Below are 18,468 nucleotides of genomic sequence, written 5' to 3' on the forward strand. Positions count from 1 at the left end.
CCAGCGCCGTCCGGGCCGCCTGCTGCATCCGCGGCCCCTGTTGCGGCGGCGGCCGCCGTGGTGCCGCCCACCGTGCAGGCCCCGGCCGAGGCACCGCCTGAAGCCCCGCCCCCGCCCCCGCGGCAGCGCCGCGAGATCGACCCCGAGGTGCGCGACATCCTGCGCGAGGAGGCCGAGCGCGAGGCCCGGTTGCGGCAGGCCGAGGCCGCGCCGGTGGAGACGCAGGGCGAGATGCCGCTCTCCGAAGAGCAGGATGACGCGAACCGGGCGCGGCGGCGCGCGGAACTGGACGCCGCGAAGGACGCCTTCGCGCCCGATGCCTCGGCCCCGGCGGCGCGGGACCTGTTCCCGGATATCGACGAGATCAACTCGACCCTGCGCGACACCCGCGACCGGTCGGGCACCGAACAGGACGCCACGGATATCGACACGCTCGACACCGCGCCGCGCCGTCGGCGGGGCACCCGGATCGGGTTCCTGCTGGCCATCGCGCTGGCGGCGGGGGCGGTGGGTGTCTACGGCAATACCGAGCGGATCGCCCTGTATCTGCCCGAGGCCGCCCCGGTGCTGGACCGGTTCGAGACGGCGGTGGACGGCGCGCGGTTCTGGCTCGACGATCTTGCGCGCGGGTTGGTCGAGGCCGCGGGCGGCGCGTGATCCTGCCCTGAGCCCTGCCGCTCAGAACTGGTCGAGCAGGCGGCGCAGGTAGTCGCGTTCGACCTCGGGGCGGTCCTGTTCTGCGGAGCGTTGGCGCAGCTCGTCCAGCAACTCCCGCGCGCGGCGCGAGGCTTCCTGCCGGTCGCCCATCGCCTCGTCCGAGCCGAAGCTGCCCGAATTGCCCGCCTGCCGCCCCAGCGGGTCCTGCAACGGGCGGTCGGGGGCCATGTTGCCCTCGGCCTGTCCTTGTCCCGGCTGCTCGCCGGTCTGTTCCTGCGCCAGTGCGCGGCCCAGTTCGCTCATGCCTTCGCGCAGCGCCTCGAGCGCCTCGGATTGCGCGTCGAGCGCGCCGGCGATGTCGCCGTCTTCCAGAAGGCCCTCGGCCTCTTCCATGGCGCGGCCGGCGCGGTCGAGCTGGCGCTGCGCTTCGTCGCCCGCCTCGGTGCCGGTGCCGGGAAGGCGGCCCTGCTGCTGCTCGAGCAGGCGGCGCAGCGCCTCCTGCCGTTCGGCAAGCGACATGCCCTCGCCGTTCTCGCCGCCCTGTGCCTGCCCCTCGGGCGCGCCGTCCTGGCCGCCGCTGCCGGGCTGCTGCTGGCCCTGTTGGCCCTGACCCTGCTGGCCGGGTTGGCCCTGCTGTTGGCCCTGTTGGCCGGGCTGCTGGCCCTGCTGCTGGCCGGGCTGGGGGCGGCCGGGGTTGAGGCGGTCCTGCAGCTCGCGGAAGGCGTCGTCGCTGAGATCCTGCTGGTCGCGGAGCGTGTCCTGCAGCCCCTCCATCGCCTGTTCGCCGGGGGTTTGCGGCCCGTCGCCGCCTTCGCCGCCCTGCGTCATCTCCATGTTCTCCAGCATCTGCTGGAGCGCGTTCAGCATCTCCTGCGCCTCGGCCATCCGGCCTTGCTGCATCAGCTCCTCGATGCGGCGCATCATCTCCTCGAGGTCGGCCATGGACATTTCCATGCGCTCGCCGCCGTCGTCGGGCCGATCCTCGCCCGGCTGGGCGTTCTCGGCCAGCTGGCGCATGTAATCGTCCATCGCCTCGCGCAGCTCCTGCATGAGCTGGGCGATTTCCTCGTCGCTGGCGCCTTGCTGCATCGCCTCGGACAGGCGCTCCTGCGCGCGGCGCAGCCGCTCGAGCGCGTCGTCGAGGTCGCCGACCTCGAGCTCCAACGCGGCGTTCCAGAGGATCTCGGCCACCTGGTCGCGGGTTTCGGTCGAGATGCTGTCGACGCCGGATTCAAGCCGCCGGATCGCGCTGCGGATCTGCAGGTAGACGCCGTTGTCGAGATCGTCCTCGGGGGACCAGGTGATCGCGCGCAGGATCTGGGCGGCGCGGGTGGCATTCTCGCGGCTCCAGAGGATGTCGCGGCGCATCTCGATGAGCGCATTCGCCATCGGGTCGAAGAAGCGGCGGCCGGGCAGGCGGGGGATGTCGTAGCTGACGGTGCCGATCTGGCCCGCCTCGTCGGTGACGGTGAGGACCATGCTGACGGGCAGGTTGGCGAAGGGGTGCTGCGACAGGTCCTCGAGCAGGACCTCGGTGAATTCGGCGCGGCTGCCGCGGAAGGGCATGGGCAGGTCGAGGACCAGCGCCTCGCGCGGTTCGGGGTCGACGGCAAGGCCGTAGCGGCGGTCGGCGCGGTCGGGGTCGAGCCGGATATGGGCGGTGCCCGAGGTCACGCCGTAATCGTCGGTGGCGGTGAATGCGAATTGCATCTGGCCGGGCGGTTCGCCCTCGACCTCGCCGTCAAGAGCCACGGCGGGGGCCGCGTCCGCGCGCACGGAGATGTTCCAGCTGCGGCCCATCGGGCCGTTCACGGTGAAGGTGCCGGATTGCTCGACGGTGACGGATTGGGCGTAGCTGTCGGCATCCTCGGTCGGCATCGGGCCGACATCGGTGGTGATCGAGATGCTGCCCGGCTCGCCGTAGCTGCGGAAGGTGATGCGCGAGCCTTCGGGGGTTTCGAACTCGGGCGCGGTGATCTCGTTGAGGTAGAGCGACGGCAGGCCGGTGTAGAGCGGCGGCTCGACCCACCCCTCCCACGAGGGGCCGGAGGCGACGGCAGGGCCTGCGCCGAGGTTCACGACATCGCCCACCTCGGACACGCGGCCGAGCGTGCCGAAAAGAAGCGCCATGGCAAGCGCCGTGGCCGCGACGTAGCGCAGCGCGTAGGGGTCCTGGCGCGACAGGCGCAGGTCCGGCTCGGGCGCGCGGGCGGTGGCGGCGCGGGCCTCCATCCTCTGCAGGTGGGCGGCCCAGACGGATTGCGTGGCGGGATCGGAGCCGCCGATGGCGGGCTGATCGAGCAGGGTCGAGATCGGGCGGCCGGGAAGCGTGCGGTCGAGGCGGTCCAGCGCCTCCTCCCGGCTCGGCATGCGGAACCGCATCACGCCGCGGGCGATGGTCGCGGCCAGGAGAAGGGCGACCACGCCGAGCCCGGCCCAGAGCCAGACGGGCGGCACCTGCGCGGGCAGGCCGAAGGCGAAGGCCGCGACGGTGGCGAAGATCAGCGACCAGACCGGCCAGAAGGCGCGCGTTGCGCGCTCGGCCACCATGCCGGCACGGGTCAGGCGCAAGGGCCAGATCAGGCGCGCAAGCGCCCGTTCGGCTGGGGAGGTCCGTGTCATGGTCCCTTTCGGGGGCGGCGTGCCCCGTGGGTCATACCCACTCGGGAACTGTATCTCGGTTTATGATCTCGTCAAATGATGGGCGCGCCCGGATGACGGCGACGTGATCGTCCTTGACCAGAACCTCGGGGATCAGGGGGCGCGTGTTGTATTCGCTGGACATGACCGCGCCATAGGCCCCGGCGCTGCGGAAGGCGACCAGATCGCCCTCGGACAGGGGGGGCATCTGGCGTTGCTTGGCGAAGGTGTCGCCCGACTCGCAGACCGGGCCGACGATGTCATAGGGGCGCTGTTCGACGCCCGGCGCGGGTTCCACGACCGGCACGATATCGTGCCACGCGCCATACATCGCGGGGCGGACAAGGTCGTTCATCGCGGCATCGAGGATCAGGAAATCGCGCCCCTCCCCCTCTTTCACGTAGACGACGGAGGACACGAGGATACCGGCGTTGCCCGCGATCAGGCGGCCCGGTTCGATCTCGACCTCGACACCCAGGTCGCCGACCACCTCCTTGATGAGGGCGCCGTATTCGGTGGGCAGCGGCGGGGCGGTGTTGGACCGCTCGTAAGGAATGCCGAGGCCCCCGCCGAGGTCGAGGCGGCGGATGTCGTGCCCCTCGGCCCTGAGCTGGAGGGTCAGCTCCTTCACCTTTTCATAGGCGAGGCGGAAGGGCTCCAGCTCGGTCAGCTGGCTGCCGATGTGGACGTCGATGCCCACCACCTCGATCCCCGGAAGGCTGGCGGCCATGGCATAGACGGCAGGGGCCTTGGCGATGGGGATGCCGAACTTGTTCTCGGATTTGCCGGTGGCGATCTTCTCGTGGGTCTTTGCATCCACGTCGGGGTTCACGCGGATGGTGATGGGAGCGGTCAGGCCGAGGGAGGTTGCGACCTCGGACAGCGCGACCATCTCGGGCTCGCTTTCGACGTTGAACTGCCGGATGCCGCCGGTGAGCGCCGTCCGCATCTCCTCGCGCGTCTTGCCGACGCCGGAGAACACGATCCGCTCGCCCGGCACGCCCGCCGCTTTCGCGCGCAGGTATTCGCCGCCCGAGACCACGTCCATCCCCGCGCCGAGGTTCGCCAGATGGGCGATGACGGCCTGGTTGGAATTCGCCTTCATGGCGAAGCAGACGAGGTTGTCGATGCCCTCGAGCGCCTCCTTGAAAAGCTGGTAATGCCGCGTCAGCGTCGCGCAGGAATAGACATAGAAGGGGGTTCCGACCGTCTCGGCGATCTCGGGGATCGACACGTCCTCGGCACAGAGGATGCCGCCTCGGTAGAGAAAATGATCCATCGTGCGCTGTCCTGTCCGTTGGTCCGCGCGGCAGGTAGCACGGGCGCGGGCCGTATCAAAGAGGCTGGACGCCGCGCCGCGGACGGTTACCTTCGCGCGCAGGGAATTGAGGGAGGCCAGAATGGCGAAGACGGCGATCATCGAGGAACCGGGCGGGCCGGAGAAGTTCCGCATCGTGGACCGCGAGGTGGGCGAGCCGGGGCCGGGCGAGATCCGCATCCGGCACGAGGCCTGCGGGCTGAACTTCATCGACGTCTACCAGCGCACCGGGCTGTATCCGCTGGAGATGCCGCAGGCGCTGGGCATGGAGGCCGCGGGCGTGGTCGAGGCGGTGGGCGAGGGTGTGACGCATCTGAAGGTGGGTGACCGTGCCGCCTATGCCTCGGCCCCGCCCGGAGCCTACACGCAGGCCCGCGTGATGAAGGCCGCGCAGGTCTGCCCGCTGCCCGATGGCATCTCCTTCGAGGAAGGGGCGGCGATGATGCTGAAGGGGCTGACGGTGCAATACCTGTTCCGCCGCACCACGCCCATCGCCAAGGGCGACACGGTGCTGTTCCACGCGGCGGCGGGCGGTGTGGGCCTGATCGCTTGCCAATGGGCGAAAAGCGAGGGCATCCGCCTGATCGGCACGGCGGGCACGGACGAGAAATGCCAGCTGGCGCTCGAGCACGGGGCGGATGCCTGCATCAACTACCGGACCGAGGATTGGGCCGCCAAGGTGCAGGAGCTGACGGGCGGCAAGGGTGTCGACGTGGTGATGGACGCCGTCGGCGCGGATACGTTCGACGGCTCGCTGAACTCGCTGAAGCCCTTGGGGATGATGATTTCCTTCGGCAATGCCTCGGGCCCGGTACCACCGTTCAACCTTGGCATCCTGGGGCCGAAGGGCTCGCTCAAGATCACGCGGCCGACGCTGTTCACCCATATCGCCGATCACGCCACCTGTCAGCAGATGGCGGCGGAGCTGTTCGACAAGGTGACTTCGGGGGCCGTGAAGATCCGCATCGACCAGCGCTTCCCGCTGGAGGACGTGGCCGAGGCGCATCGCGCGCTTGAGGCGCGGCAGACGACGGGCCAGACGGTGCTGTTGCCGTAGGGCCTAGCGCAGGGTGAGATCGGCGAAGATGCCCGCACCGCGATCGCTGGTAAAGCGGAGCGTGTCGCCGTTCTCCTCGACGAGCTGGCAGTTGTAGCCGAGGTCGTCGCCCCCCCAGTAGAGATCGCGGCAGAAATAGCCGCCGTCCCATGTCCATGCGCCGGTGACGGGGCTGCCGAAGGCGCGGCCCTCGATCTGGCCGTCGGGCGTGACCTGCACCCGGATGCCGAAGCGGCGGAGGTCACGGCCATTGGTGAGCGCGACGAAGCGGTCGAGGCTCTGGACGGCGCGGAACTCCTCGGCTTGGGCGGGCGCGGCGGTCATCATGGCCAGCCAGGAGCTTGCCAGCGCGGTTGCGAAGGCGGTTCTTCGGTGCATGTCGCGGCATCCCTGTCCAATCTGTCGCAGGGTGAGGTAGACAGGGGCCGCGCCAAATCAAGCGTTCAGCCGAGGCCGAGCACGCTCATCATCGAGTAATGCCCCGGGTCGCGGCCCTGGCCCCAGAGCGCGGCCTTGAGCGCGCCGCGCGCGAAGATGCCCCGGTCGGTGGCGATGTGGCGCAGAACGATCCGCTCGCCGTCGGCGGCGAAGATCACGTCATGTTCGCCCACCACGTCGCCGCCGCGGATCGCGGCAAAGCCGATGTCGCCGCGGCGGCGTGCGCCGGTGATGCCGTCGCGGCCGCTGTCGGTCACCTCGGACAGGGTCACGCCGCGGCCGCGGGCGACGGCCTCGCCCAGCATCAGCGCGGTGCCGGAGGGGGCGTCGACCTTGTGGCGGTGGTGCGCCTCGACGATCTCGACGTCGAAATCGGCGTCGAGCGCGTGGGCCACTTCCTGCGCCAGCCGCGTCAGAAGGTTCACGCCGAGGCTCATGTTGCCCGCGCGAACGATCACGGCATGGCGCGCGGCGGCGTCGAGGGCCGCGATATGCTCCTCGGTGAAGCCGGTGGTGCCGATCACATGGACGGTGCGCGCCTGCGCGGTCAGCTGGGCGTGGGCGACCGTCGCCTCGGGCGAGGTGAAGTCGATGATGGCTTGCGCGTTCACGATCGCCTCGAGCGGGTCGTCGTAGACGCGCACGCCGGTGGCGGCCCCGCCCATCGCCTGCCCGAGGTCGCGGCCCACCCAGTCATGGCCGGGCCGCTCGGTGACGGCGCAGAGATGCGCCTTGTCCGAGGCAGTGATCGTCTCGATCAGCATCTGCCCCATGCGCCCCGAGGCGCCCATCACCGCGATGCCGATGCTGTCCGTCATGGCCCTGCTCCGTCTGTCTGTCCGGCCCCGCTGATAGCGGATGCGCGCCCTGCGTGAAAGCGGTCGCTTGCGGGATGGCCCTTGGTCCCATAAGTGCGGGGGCAGGGATAGACAGGCAGGGCCATGGCGAAGAACAGGCATACCGAGGGCGCAGGCCCGTCGCAGCGTCAGCTGAGGGTGGGGGAATTGATCCGCCGCACGCTCTCGTCGGTGCTGGCGCGGGGCGATGTGCATGACCCGGAGTTGAACGCCATGTCGATCACGGTGGGCGAGGTGCGGACCTCGCCCGATCTGAAGATCGCCACCGTCTACGTGATGCCGCTGGGCGGCGGCGGGCGCGAGGATGCGATCCAGGCGCTGAAGCGCAACCGCGGAGAGCTGCGTCGGCTGATCATGCGCGAGATGACGCTGAAGTTCGCGCCCGACCTGCGCTTCGTCATCGACGTGAGCTTCGACCGGATGGACGAGACCCGCGCGCTGTTCCAGCGCGAGGACGTGCGCCGCGACATCGAGGGCGGCGACGAGAGCGGCGACGGGGAGCCGGAGGGCGAAGCGTGATCCGCGCGCTGGTCCTTGCCCTGGCCCTGTCCGCGGGACAGGCCGCCGCGGCCTGCGAAGAGGTGGTGTTCGATGGCGCATCCTTCACCGCCTGCCGGATCGACCTGGCGCAGACGGAAACGCGGCTGTTCCTGCGCGATGCCGAGGGCGCGATCTACGGCAGTTTCGGCCGGGTCGAGGCGGCGCTTCCGCCGGGCAAGCGGCTGGGCATGGCGATGAACGCGGGCATGTTCCACGACGACCGCTCGCCCGTGGGCCATTACGTCGAGAACGGCGTCGAGGAGATGCGGGTCATCACCTCGGACGGGCCGGGCAACTTCGGGCTTTTGCCGAACGGGGTGCTGTGCCTGATGGAGGGCCGCGCCCGGATCGTCGAAAGCCGCGCCTTCGCCGAAGCGCCGCCCGCCTGCCGTGATGCGACGCAGTCGGGGCCGATGCTGGTGATCGACGGCGCGCTGCACCCGCGGTTCCTGCCGGACGGGACAAGCCGCAACATCCGCAACGGTGCGGGCGTTGACGAGAGCGGGCAGACCCTGCACCTCGTGATCTCGGACGAGCCGGTGAACTTCCACCATTTCGCGCGGTTCTTCCGCGATCACCTGGGCGTGCCGCAGGCACTGTATTTCGACGGGCGCGTGTCGCGGCTTTATGCGCCGGACATGGGGCGCGCGGATATCGGCCTGCCGATCGGGCCGATCATCGGCACGGTGGTTGACGCCGCGCCCGCGGATGGGTAGCCCGCCCGTCTCGCAGCCAACGGAGGGCGGATCATGGGGCGCAAGCGCAAGGGGCGTGACGTTTCGGGCTGGGTGCTGGTCGACAAGCCCGCGGGCGTGACCTCGACCGCGGTCGTGAACAAGCTGCGCTGGGCCTTCGACGCGAAGAAGGCGGGCCATGCCGGCACGCTCGACCCCGAGGCCACGGGCATGCTGCCGGTGGCGCTGGGCGAGGCGACCAAGACCATCGCCTACCTGGGCGATGCGCTGAAGGGCTATGATTTCACCGCGCGCTGGGGGGCTTCGACCACCACCGACGATGCCGAGGGCGAGGTTCTCGAGACCTCGGACACGCGCCCGGACGAGGCCGCCATCCGCGCCGCCCTGCCGCGATTCATCGGCGATATCCGGCAGGTGCCGCCGCAATTCTCGGCGGTGAAGGTGGACGGCGAACGCGCCTATGACCTTGCCCGCGAGGGCGAGGTGATGGAGCTGGCCGCGCGCGATCTGCATGTCGACACGCTGGAACTGGTGGCGGTGCCCGACGCCGACCATGCCGAGCTGCATTTCGTCTGCGGCTCGGGCGGCTATGTGCGCGCCATCGCGCGCGATCTGGGCGCGGTGCTGGGTTGTCTGGGTCATGTGCTGCGGCTGCGGCGGACCTGGGTCGGGCCCTTCGACATCGAAGAGGCGGTGACGATGGACCGGATCGAGGCGCTGGCGAAGACGCCCGAGATCGACGCGCTTCTGCGCCCTGTCGCGCTGGGGCTGTCGGACCTGCCCGAGCTGAAGACGACCGAGGTGGGGGCCGCGCGGCTGCGCAACGGCAATCCCGGCCAGGTGCTTCCGGGCGCGGTGGAGTATGGCGACCTGGCCTGGGCCTCGGCGGACGGGGTGCCGGTGGCGGTGGGGCGCTACCGCGCGGGCGAGCTGCACCCGGACCGGGTGTTCAACCTGTGACGGCCCCGGCGCAGGGGATGGCGGCGGCCTGCGGTGACATGAGGCGGCGATGATCACGCGACACCACCAGAAGGGCGATGCCGCCTCGGTGGCCGAGTATTCCGACTGCGAGGCCTATCGCTACACGCTCACGCGGGTCTGGGAGCCGGAGGGGCGGCGCGCGGCCTTCGTCATGCTCAACCCTTCGACCGCGACCGAGCTGCAGAACGATCCCACCGTCGAGCGTTGCGAGCGGCGCGCGCGGGCCTTGGGGTTCGGCGCGTTCCGGGTGCTCAACATCTTTGCCTGGCGCGCGACCGATCCGCGCGACATGCGCGCGGCGGCCGATCCGGTGGGGCCGCTGAACGACGCGGCGATCCTTGCCGCGCCGGGCTGGGCCGACCAGGTGATCTGCGCCTGGGGCACCCACGGGGCCCATCTTGGCCGGGGGGCGCAGGTCGAGGCGATGCTGCGCGGGTTGGACGTGCCGCTGTTTCACCTCGGGTTGAGCAAGGCGGGGCATCCCAAGCACCCGCTCTACATCGGTTATCACGTGCAGCCGCGGCCGTGGGAGCCTGTGCCGCTGGGGGCCGACTAGGCCGGGTCCGGCGCCGGGGCGACGGTCACCGCGCGCAGCGTGATCGCCGCGGGGTCGAGGCCCTGGCCGCCGGTCACGTCGAGGATGACCTGCCCGTCGAACAGGATATGCGCGCCGGTGCCATCGGCGAAATCCTCGACCGTGATCCGCGGCTCGGGGTCGGCCTCGGGGTTGTAGAGCACCTCGATCCGGTCTTGCGTCGGGTCGAAATCGGTGACCTGTCCGACCGGGGCGGTTGCAGGTCCGTCGCCCTCCGTGCCGGTCTCGAGGTGGCTGCCGACGAGGAAGCTGTCGGCCCCTTCGCCGCCGGTGGCGGTGTCGCCCGCGCCGATCAGGATCGCGTCATCGCCCGCGCCGCCGTCCAGCTTATCGCCCGTGTCGGTGTCACGGGGGCCGGTCGCGCCGTCGGTGCCGAAGGTGCCGTCCAGCGTGTCGTTGCCCGCGCCGCCCGAAAGCGTGTCGGCGCCGAAGCCGCCCTGCAGGCGATCGTCGCCCGCGCCGCCCGCAAGGGCATCGTCGCCGTCGCCGCCGAAGAGCATGTCGCCCCCGTCGCCGCCGTCGAGCGCGTCGTTGCCGTCGCCGCCGGACAGGAAATCGCTGCCGTCGCCGCCCGCGAGCGTGTCGTCGCCCGTGTCGCCGTAGATCTCGTCGGCCCCGGCTTCGCCGGAAAGGCTGTCGTTGCCTTCGTTGCCGAAGAGCGCGTCCTGGCCCGCGCCGCCGGTCAGGGTGTCGTCGCCGAAGCCGCCGGTGAGGGCATCCTCGGTGACCGGGCCGAGCTGGTCGGCCATCTCGACGCGGGCGCGGAGCAGATCGTCGGGGGTGCCGCCGTCGAGCATCGGATCGGATTGCGGGTCCGTGGGGCCGTCCGGCTCCGCCGGGTCTGCTGGATCGGCGGGGGGCGTCGGTTCGTCGGGCGGTGGCGTGGGGGCGACCTGGGCCTCGGGTGTCTTTTCCGCGTCGGTGCCATCCGCGTCGGTGCCATCCGCGCCCGTGCCATCCGCGTCCCTGGTCCCGTCCTCCGCCTCGTCCTCGGCGGTGGTGGCGTCGGCGGTGGCGTCAGCCGTGGCGGGGACAAGGGCCTCGCCCGTGTCGAGAAGGATGTCGGTGAGCGACAGGGCCTCGGTGCCCTGAAGCATCGCCACGGCGACGCCATCGGCGCTGACGAGGGTCATCCCCTCGTGCGAGGTGCTGTCGATGCCGATCCGGGGCGGTTCCGTGGTGCCGTCGATCTCGATCACGAGGTGATCGACGCCCGGCTCGAAATCGGTGACGACCGGTGGGCTGCCCGAGGCGTCGGGCGTGCCGTCAAGGCGGAAGACATCCGCCCCCGCGCCGCCGGTCACCCGGTCGTCAGGCGTGAGGCGCAGGATGTCGTCTCCGTCCCCGCCGTCGAGCGTGTCGGCCCCGGCGCCGCCGTCCAGGCTGTCTGCGCCCGCCTCGCCCATGAGGCTGTCGTCGCCCGCGTCGCCGTGGAGCGTGTCGTCGCCCGCGCCCGCGGCGAGGGTGTCGGCGTCTTCCGTGCCGAAGAGCAGGTCGGCCAGGGCCGACCCCTCGATCCGGCCGTGGCCGTCCGGGTCGTCGGGCGCATGTGTCCCGTCATCCGCACCGCCGCCCTCGGGCTCGGGCGTGTCGCCGCCGCCGTCGGTCACCATGCCGCTGGCCGCGAAGCCGATCGCCATCAAAAGGAGAATTCCACCTAGCGCAAACATGACGCGCCCCTCGTGCTCTTCGTCGTGACATCTCTGCGCGTTCTGCGCGGCAGGGATCGTCTTCTGACGAAGGCACCGGGCCACGGAGGGCGCGATGCGGACCGGGGACAAGCGAATCGCAAGCGGCCGCCCCCGTGCCACCTTATCCTTCGAAACTTAGAAAACCTGAAGATCCGGCCGGAAGATCCGTCGAAAACGTATCGAACCTGCGTCGAATGCGCCGCGATGGGGCGTTTCGGGGCCGCTCGGGGCGCTGCGGGGGCGGGATCTGCGGCCATGGCTCTTTTCAAACCGGTCGAAGGGGCCTATACGCCCGCATCCGCGCCGAAGGTGGCGCATCCCCTCCATGGGCCCTGCTGGACGACATCCCGGCTTGTGCCATCACCCGAAAAGGAGACCCCGATGTCGATCACCGTCGAAGAAAAACAGCGCCTGATGAAGGAATTCGCAACCAAGGAAGGCGACACCGGTTCGCCGGAAGTCCAGGTTGCGATCCTCACGAGCCGCATCGCCACGCTGACCGAGCACTTCAAGACCCACAAGAAGGACAACCACTCGCGCCGTGGCCTTCTGATGATGGTCGCACAGCGCAGGAAGCTGCTGGACTACCTCAAGGCGAAGGACGAGGGCCGGTACACGGACCTGATCGGCCGCCTGGGCATCCGCCGCTGAGGCGACCCGCCTTCATTGCAGTGCAAGGATCGGCCGCGCGGGGTATCCCGGGCGGCCTTTTCGCATCCGGGGCGGACGCGCGGCCCCCGGCGCGCACACGCAGGGCGCGACTTGCCTTCTTTCCAAACAGTGGAAACTCGTGTATCGCGCGACCCATCTGAGACGTAACGCTTCGACCCCGGCGTTGTGCGAAGGACAGGGGTCGGCGGCAATGGGGCCGCCATATACACGGCAGACCCGGCAGGGGCCGGGAGGGCTGCCCGATAGGAAACGATAGATGTTCAATATCACCAAGAAAGAGATGCAGTGGGGCGAAGAGACGCTCACGCTGGAAACCGGGCGTGTCGCCCGCCAGGCTGACGGCTCGGTCATCGCCACGCTGGGCGAAACCAGCGTCATGGCCAACGTGACCTTTGCCAAGGAACCGAAGCCGGGGCAGGATTTCTTCCCGCTGACGGTCCACTACCAGGAAAAATACTATGCCGCGGGCAAGGTGCCCGGCGGCTTCTTCAAGCGCGAGGCGCGTCCGACCGAGAAGGAGACGCTGACCGCGCGCCTGATCGACCGGCCGATCCGCCCGCTGTTCGTGCCGGGCTTCAAGAACGAAGTGCTGGTGATGTGCACCGTGCTGTCGCATGACCTTGTCAACGATCCCGACATCGTGGCGATGATCGCGGCCTCGGCGGCGCTGACCATCTCGGGCGCGCCCTTCATGGGGCCGATCGCGGGCTGCCGCGTGGGCTTCGAGGATGGCGAATACGTCCTGAACCCGGCGGTCGACGACATGCACGACCTGCGCAACAAACCCGACCAGCGCCTCGACCTTGTGGTCGCGGGCACCAAGGACGCGGTGATGATGGTCGAGTCCGAAGCCTACGAGCTTTCGGAAGAGGAGATGCTCGGCGCGGTCACCTTCGCGCATGAGCAGATCCAGCCGGTGATCGACCTGATCATCGACCTGGCCGAGGATGCTGCCAAGGAACCCTTCGAGTTCACGCCGCCGGATTACTCGGCGCTCTACGAGGTCGTGAAGGCCGCGGGCGAGGCGCAGATGCGCGCCGCCTACGCCATCACCGACAAGCAGGAGCGCGTCGCAGCCGTCGCCGCCGCCAAGGAAGCGATCAAGGCCTCGCTGACCGAAGAGCAGCTGGAAGACGCGAACCTCGGCTCCGCGCTGAAGAAGCTCGAGTCGATGGTGCTCCGCTCGGACGTGGTCAAGAACGGCCGCCGGATCGACGGCCGCGCGCTGGACCAGGTGCGGGCGATCGACTGCCAGACCAGCGTTCTGCCGCGGACCCATGGCTCGGCGCTGTTCACCCGTGGCGAGACGCAGGGCCTTGTGGTCACGACGCTCGGCACCGGCGATGACGAGCAGTTCATCGACGCGCTGCACGGCACCTTCAAGCAGAACTTCATGCTGCATTACAACTTCCCCCCCTACTCGGTGGGCGAGGTTGGCCGCGTGGGCTCGCCCGGCCGCCGTGAGATCGGCCACGGCAAGCTGGCATGGCGCGCGCTTCAGGCCGTGCTGCCCGCACCGACCGATTTCCCCTACACGATCCGCGTCGTGTCGGAGATCACGGAATCGAACGGCTCTTCCTCGATGGCCTCCGTCTGCGGCGGCTCGCTGTCGATGATGGACGCGGGCGTGCCGCTGAAGGCGCCGGTCGCCGGTGTGGCGATGGGCCTCGTGCTGGAAGAGGACGGCTCCTACGGCATCCTGACCGATATCCTGGGCGACGAGGATCACCTCGGCGACATGGACTTCAAGGTCGCGGGCACCGAGAACGGCATCACCTCGCTGCAGATGGACATCAAGGTCGCGGGCATCACGCCCGAGATCATGAAGGCCGCCCTGGCACAGGCCAAGGCCGGCCGGATGCACATCCTGGGCGAGATGGCCAAGGCGCTGACCTCGGCCGCGGCCTTCTCGGTCCACGCGCCGCGCATCGAGACGATGCAGATCCCGACCGACAAGATCCGCGAAGTGATCGGCTCGGGCGGCAAGGTGATCCGCGAGATCGTCGAGGTCTCGGGCGCCAAGGTCGACATCAACGACGACGGCATCATCAAGATCGCCTCGCCGAACGGTGAAGCCATCCAGAAGGCCTATGACATGATCTACTCGATCGTGGCCGAGCCCGAGGAAGGCAAGATCTACAAGGGCAAGGTCGTGAAGATCGTCGATTTCGGCGCCTTCGTGAACTTCTTCGGCAAGCGCGACGGTCTGGTGCATGTGTCCCAGATCGAGAACAAGCGCCTGAACCATCCTTCGGACGTTCTGAAGGAAGGTCAGGAGGTCTGGGTCAAGCTGCTGGGCTTCGACGACCGCGGCAAGGTGCGCCTTGCGATGAAGATGGTCGACCAGGAGACCGGTCAGGAGCTGGAGAAGCAGGCGGAAGACGCGGAGTGATCCGCGGGTTCTGACTTGCCGCATGACAGGCGGGCGCGTTCGGAAACGGACGCGCCCGTTTGCGTTGGGGGGGGTGCTTGCCGGTTGGGTTGGGGTGGGGGGCTGGTATGTGGACTTTCCTGCCGTTGGCACCTGCCACCCATGCCCGTTGGCTAATGCAGCATCAGCGGCGTGCTGGGCGAATGCTGGATCACTTCTCGCGCAAGGGCCCAAACCAATTTTTCGTGAAGCCTACATTTAGATTATGATAGGTTCTCGGACAATGCTTGCAAACGATCTACAAGGTAGTTGGGAGTTGTGAATTGGCAGAAGGGACTAAACAAAAAGACTACTGGGACAAGGCAGAAATAATGGGCAAGGTTGTCGGCTCTGTCCTCGTCCCGCTGGTCGTCGCCTTAGCTCTATTTATGTGGAACTCGGAAAGGACCAGGCAACTGACAGCTGCATCTGTCACCCCTCTGGCAATCTCAATATTGACTGCCGCACCATCGGATGAAGACACAACCGCATTGCGAGAGTGGGCAGTCACGGTTCTGAATAACCCTTCTGATCCACCGTCGTTAACCGATGCAGCTGCCAGTAGCCTGCCAGTGTTTGGATTGAACATCCCCGTACCACCAAGAATTGCTACGCAACCTTGTGAAGCACCGATACCGATACCGCTCGAGGTGGTCACGCAGGGTGACTTAGAAAGACTTTGGTTACAAGATCGCGTCAATCTACTCAATTGTGCTGGCAGGCATGAGGTGCTCGTTGCTTGGAGCGAAGGCATTGCAAACGCATTTGCTGATACCGAATAGAAGCAGGATTCGCCGGTCCAGTTTTTGCACTCATACCGAATGGTGGCAATTCGGAGTGTGCCCGCAGCATTGATCATCGCTCTCAGATGTCAGTTCTGGGCTGTAGCACGTTGCTATATCTGCGAAAGGCTTCAGCTTGCTGCGATATGCCTGACTGTCCGACAAGGCCTCAAATCTGCCATCCAGCAAGCCCCTCGGGCCGCTCCATAAAAAACGCCCCCGGATTTCTCCGGGGGCGCGGCACTGATTACTGTTTACCAGTTTGCGGAGGGGTCAGCCCACCAGCCCGCCATCCTCGCGCTTGACGGCGATCACGGCGGACCGCGCCAGGCTGTCGCCGAAGTCGGGCCAGTTGCCGCCGTTGTCACCGGGGTGCTGGATGCCGACGAACATCGTGCGGCGGTCGGACGACCAGCAGAGCCCCGTGACCTCGCAACCGTTCGGCCCCGTGAGGAAGCGCTCGATGCGGCCCGTGACCGGGTCGCCCGCGAGCATCTGGTTGTTGCCCATGCCCTCGAACGCGCCTTCGTTGCTGTCGTCGCCGTCGGTCTGGATCCAGATCAGGCCGGTGCTGTCGATCACCATCCCGTCGGGCGAGTTGAACAGGTTGCCCGCGTTGATGTTGGCCGAGCCTGCGTTCGGGCCCTCGGCCACGGTGGGGTTGCCCGCCATGACGTAGAGATCCCAGGCGAAGGTATCGGCGCCGTGGTCGCCGCCCATGGGCCGCCAGCGCACGATCTGGCCATAGCGGTTGGTGTCGCGCGGGTTGACCGCGTTCACCGTCATCGGATCGCCGCCCGCGTTGGTGCGCACCGTGCCGTCGTCGTTCAGAACGCCGCGGCGCGAGTTGTTGGTGAGGCAGCAATAGGCCTCGGCGGCGTTGGGGTGAACGGCGATCCACTCGGGGCGGTCCATCGTCGTCGCGCCCACACGGGATGCGGCCATGCGGGTGAAGACGGCGATATGGGCGGCATCCATGCCGGTGGTGGCGGGCGTCAGCGGAACCCAGCGGCCCGACATGTCGTCTTCGAAGACGGCGACCGACAGCGTGCCTTCGGAGAGCAGGGTCGAGGTGTCTTCGCCGGGGACATAGACGTCACGGCTGAGCCAGCGATACATGAACTCGCCCCGCTCGTCGTCGCCCATGTAGACGGCGACGCGGCCATCGGCGGCGATGCCATAGGCGGCGTTCTCGTGCTTGAAGCGGCCGAGCGCGGTGTGCTTGACCGGAGTGCTCTCGGGGTTCGCGGGGTCGATTTCCACGATGTAGCCCGCGCGGTGCGGTTCGTTGGGGTTGGCCGACACGTCGAAGCGGGCGTCCCACTTGTGGTAGTCGTAGCCCCAGCCGTCCGCGCCGATGCCGTAACGGCGGAAGCCGTCGCCGACCATGCCGCCGGGCAGGTCGCCATTGGCGCCGAAGTAGCCGTTGAAGTTCTCTTCGCAGGTCAGGTAGGTGCCCCAGGGCGTCCGGCCCGAGCCGCAGTTGTTGAAGGTGCCGAGCGAGGCCATGCCGGTCGGGTCTGCCTCGGTCTTGAGCAGGTCATGCCCAGCGGCGGGGCCGTCGAAGGTCATCGGCGTGTTGTGGTGGATGCGGCGGTTGAAGGGGCTGTCGACGACGACCGACCAGCCGTTCTCGCCTTCGGCGATTTCCATGACGCTGACGCCCTGGAAGTTCTGCAGGATGCGCACGTCGTCGAGGCCCGTGGGCACGCCTTCGGGGGCGTGGGGCAGGTTGACGGGGCGGTTGGTGTATTCGCTGTTGATCACGATGACCTCGCGGCCGTCGACGTTGAACAGCTCCATCCCGTCGGTGTTCTCGCCGAAGACGCGGTCGGACATCTCGACCGACACGCCCGCCTGCGGGTCGAAGGCGCCCTCGGCATCCGAGAAGAGCGCGTCACCCCAGCGCACCAGCACGTCCCAGGTGTAGCCCTCGGGGACATGGATGGTGTTGTCGGTCTGGGCGGCGATGGGCGTGAAGGGGAAGCGCGAGGCGGGCTGCGCCATCGCGGTGGTGCCCTTCAGAAGGCCGGTGCCCATGACGGCGGCACCCGATCCGAAGGCGAGCACACCGCCGAGGAACCCGCGGCGCGAGATCGCGCGCTCGACCACGCGGTCGAACTCCTGCACCTCGGGGCGGGGGAAGTTCATCTCGTCCCACTCGTCGGCACTGATCTTGTTGAGGTCGATATCTTTCATGGAATGAGCCTCCCTGGCTGCAAACACGATGCTGGGTGAGCGCGGCTTACGAAGGGGCGGTTACGGTTTTGTGACGCGTGGCGGCGCGGCTGCGCCGATATGAAAAACCATGCGAAAGGTGCAGGCTGTTCCGATGGGCGGGGCGGAGTTCCGGCTGTGATTTGGATATGTTGACCCAATCGTGAGGGTCTTTGGGCTTGTCCACAGGCCCCCGCACCCACGATAACACGGGACAGTGTGACAACCGATTCTCCAGGACGAACAAGGGAGGGGCGCCCCGATGCTGACCCGCCGCCATTTCATCATCACGAGCGCCGCCCTGTTTTCCGGCGCCATCGCGGCACCCGGCCTTGCGCAGGATTCCGTCGGCTTCGACGCGCAGGTCACGCGCCCCGATCCCGATCCGAACGCCAACAACCCCTGGGGTCTGCATCCGCGGTTCATGCCGACGCGGGTGCAGCATCGCGCGGGCCTGGCGCCGGGCGACATCCATGTCGATGCCACGGCGCGGTATCTCTATCACATCGGCACCGATGGCACCGCGATGCGCTACGGCGTGGCCATCGGGCGGCCGGGCCTGTATCAGCCGGGCGTGTTCCGCATCGGGCGCAAGGCGGAATGGCCGTCCTGGACGCCGACCGCGAGCATGATCGCGCGCGAGCCGGAGGTCTATGGCCAGTTCGCCGATGGCGTGCCGGGCGGGCCGGAGAACCCCTTGGGTGCGCGGGCCTTCTACCTCTACACCGGCAGCCGCGACACCTACCTGCGCATCCACGGCACGCCGCAGCCCTGGTCGATCGGCACCTCGGCCTCTTCGGGGTGCGTGCGGATGGTGAATGCGCATGTGATCGACCTCTATGACCAGGTCGAGGTCGGATCGACCGCGCATCTCTACCCGGTGTGAGCGGCCGGTCGCCGACATGAAAAAGCCCCGGC

Annotated in this window: 16 protein-coding genes; 10 read left to right on the plus strand and 6 right to left on the minus strand. The window is 68.4% G+C overall.

The window, feature by feature from the left end; genetic code table 11:
• Positions 1 to 657 (plus strand): hypothetical protein (locus QQK83_RS04270; RefSeq protein WP_284262002.1); only part of this gene is annotated, 657 nt, incomplete at its 5' end.
• A gap of 21 nt (positions 658 to 678) precedes the next feature.
• Here the strand turns inward: QQK83_RS04270 and QQK83_RS04275 are convergent.
• Together QQK83_RS04275 and lysA are read right to left on the minus strand one after the other, a co-directional pair.
• Positions 679 to 3,279, minus strand: coding sequence for a DUF4175 domain-containing protein (locus QQK83_RS04275; RefSeq protein ID WP_284262004.1), 2,601 nt, complete (start codon positions 3,277 to 3,279; stop codon positions 679 to 681).
• Positions 3,280 to 3,310: 31 nt separating this feature from the next.
• Positions 3,311 to 4,576 (minus strand): diaminopimelate decarboxylase, encoded by a 1,266-nt coding sequence (lysA, locus tag QQK83_RS04280; RefSeq protein WP_284262006.1) that lies wholly within the window; start codon positions 4,574 to 4,576, stop codon positions 3,311 to 3,313.
• A 121-nt stretch (positions 4,577 to 4,697) separates the two neighbouring features.
• On the opposite strand from lysA, the gene QQK83_RS04285 reads away from it, so the two are divergent.
• Positions 4,698 to 5,672 carry a quinone oxidoreductase family protein gene (locus tag QQK83_RS04285; protein ID WP_284262008.1) on the plus strand — a complete coding sequence of 325 codons (975 nt, stop codon included), beginning with the start codon at positions 4,698 to 4,700 and terminating at the stop codon, positions 5,670 to 5,672.
• A 3-nt stretch (positions 5,673 to 5,675) separates the two neighbouring features.
• Here QQK83_RS04285 and QQK83_RS04290 read toward each other — a convergent pair whose 3' ends face one another.
• Positions 5,676 to 6,050: a dihydrodipicolinate reductase gene (locus QQK83_RS04290; protein WP_284262010.1), complete on the minus strand. Its 375-nt coding sequence runs from the start codon at positions 6,048 to 6,050 to the stop codon at positions 5,676 to 5,678.
• A 65-nt stretch (positions 6,051 to 6,115) separates the two neighbouring features.
• Positions 6,116 to 6,928, minus strand: a complete 813-nt coding sequence (gene dapB, locus QQK83_RS04295; protein WP_284262012.1) for a 4-hydroxy-tetrahydrodipicolinate reductase — start codon at positions 6,926 to 6,928, stop codon at positions 6,116 to 6,118.
• A gap of 123 nt (positions 6,929 to 7,051) precedes the next feature.
• On the opposite strand from dapB, the gene rbfA reads away from it, so the two are divergent.
• Genes rbfA through QQK83_RS04315 form a run of 4 tightly spaced genes read left to right on the plus strand, consistent with a single transcriptional unit; the run spans position 7,052 to position 9,739 of the window.
• Entirely contained in the window at positions 7,052 to 7,486 is a 435-nt protein-coding gene (rbfA, locus tag QQK83_RS04300) for a 30S ribosome-binding factor RbfA (RefSeq protein ID WP_284262014.1), read from the plus strand.
• Entirely contained in the window at positions 7,483 to 8,223 is a 741-nt protein-coding gene (locus QQK83_RS04305; protein WP_284262016.1) for a phosphodiester glycosidase family protein, read from the plus strand. The genes rbfA and QQK83_RS04305 overlap by 4 nt, the downstream gene beginning before the upstream one ends.
• A 33-nt stretch (positions 8,224 to 8,256) precedes the next feature.
• Positions 8,257 to 9,162 (plus strand): tRNA pseudouridine(55) synthase TruB, encoded by a 906-nt coding sequence (gene truB / locus QQK83_RS04310; RefSeq protein ID WP_284262017.1) that lies wholly within the window; start codon positions 8,257 to 8,259, stop codon positions 9,160 to 9,162.
• 49 nt (positions 9,163 to 9,211) lie between these two features.
• Entirely contained in the window at positions 9,212 to 9,739 is a 528-nt protein-coding gene (locus QQK83_RS04315) for a DUF1643 domain-containing protein (protein ID WP_284262020.1), read from the plus strand.
• Here the strand turns inward: QQK83_RS04315 and QQK83_RS04320 are convergent.
• Entirely contained in the window at positions 9,736 to 11,418 is a 1,683-nt protein-coding gene (locus QQK83_RS04320; protein WP_284262022.1) for a calcium-binding protein, read from the minus strand. The two genes, QQK83_RS04315 and QQK83_RS04320, sit on opposite strands and share 4 nt — an antisense overlap.
• Before the next feature lie 432 nt (positions 11,419 to 11,850).
• Here QQK83_RS04320 and rpsO point away from each other — a divergent pair, with 432 nt between their 5' ends.
• The 3 genes from rpsO (at position 11,851) to QQK83_RS04335 (ending at position 15,333) form a co-directional block, all read left to right on the plus strand.
• On the plus strand, positions 11,851 to 12,120 hold the full coding sequence (rpsO, locus tag QQK83_RS04325) for a 30S ribosomal protein S15 (protein WP_284262024.1): 270 nt from the start codon (positions 11,851 to 11,853) through the stop codon (positions 12,118 to 12,120).
• 277 nt (positions 12,121 to 12,397) lie between these two features.
• Complete coding sequence (pnp, locus tag QQK83_RS04330) at positions 12,398 to 14,533, plus strand: polyribonucleotide nucleotidyltransferase (RefSeq protein ID WP_284262026.1); 2,136 nt, start codon at positions 12,398 to 12,400, stop codon at positions 14,531 to 14,533.
• Positions 14,534 to 14,799: 266 nt separating this feature from the next.
• Positions 14,800 to 15,333, plus strand: coding sequence for a hypothetical protein (locus tag QQK83_RS04335; RefSeq protein ID WP_284262028.1), 534 nt, complete (start codon positions 14,800 to 14,802; stop codon positions 15,331 to 15,333).
• Between the two features lie 273 nt (positions 15,334 to 15,606).
• On the opposite strand, the gene QQK83_RS04340 is transcribed toward QQK83_RS04335, so the two are convergent.
• Positions 15,607 to 17,532 carry a PhoX family protein gene (locus QQK83_RS04340; RefSeq protein WP_284262030.1) on the minus strand — a complete coding sequence of 642 codons (1,926 nt, stop codon included), beginning with the start codon at positions 17,530 to 17,532 and terminating at the stop codon, positions 15,607 to 15,609.
• A gap of 280 nt (positions 17,533 to 17,812) precedes the next feature.
• On the opposite strand from QQK83_RS04340, the gene QQK83_RS04345 reads away from it, so the two are divergent.
• Complete coding sequence (locus tag QQK83_RS04345) at positions 17,813 to 18,436, plus strand: L,D-transpeptidase (protein ID WP_284262032.1); 624 nt, start codon at positions 17,813 to 17,815, stop codon at positions 18,434 to 18,436.
• Positions 18,437 to 18,468: the final 32 nt, after the last annotated feature.

The organism is Roseicyclus amphidinii (assembly GCF_030163755.1).
GTDB lineage: Bacteria > Pseudomonadota > Alphaproteobacteria > Rhodobacterales > Rhodobacteraceae > Roseicyclus > Roseicyclus amphidinii.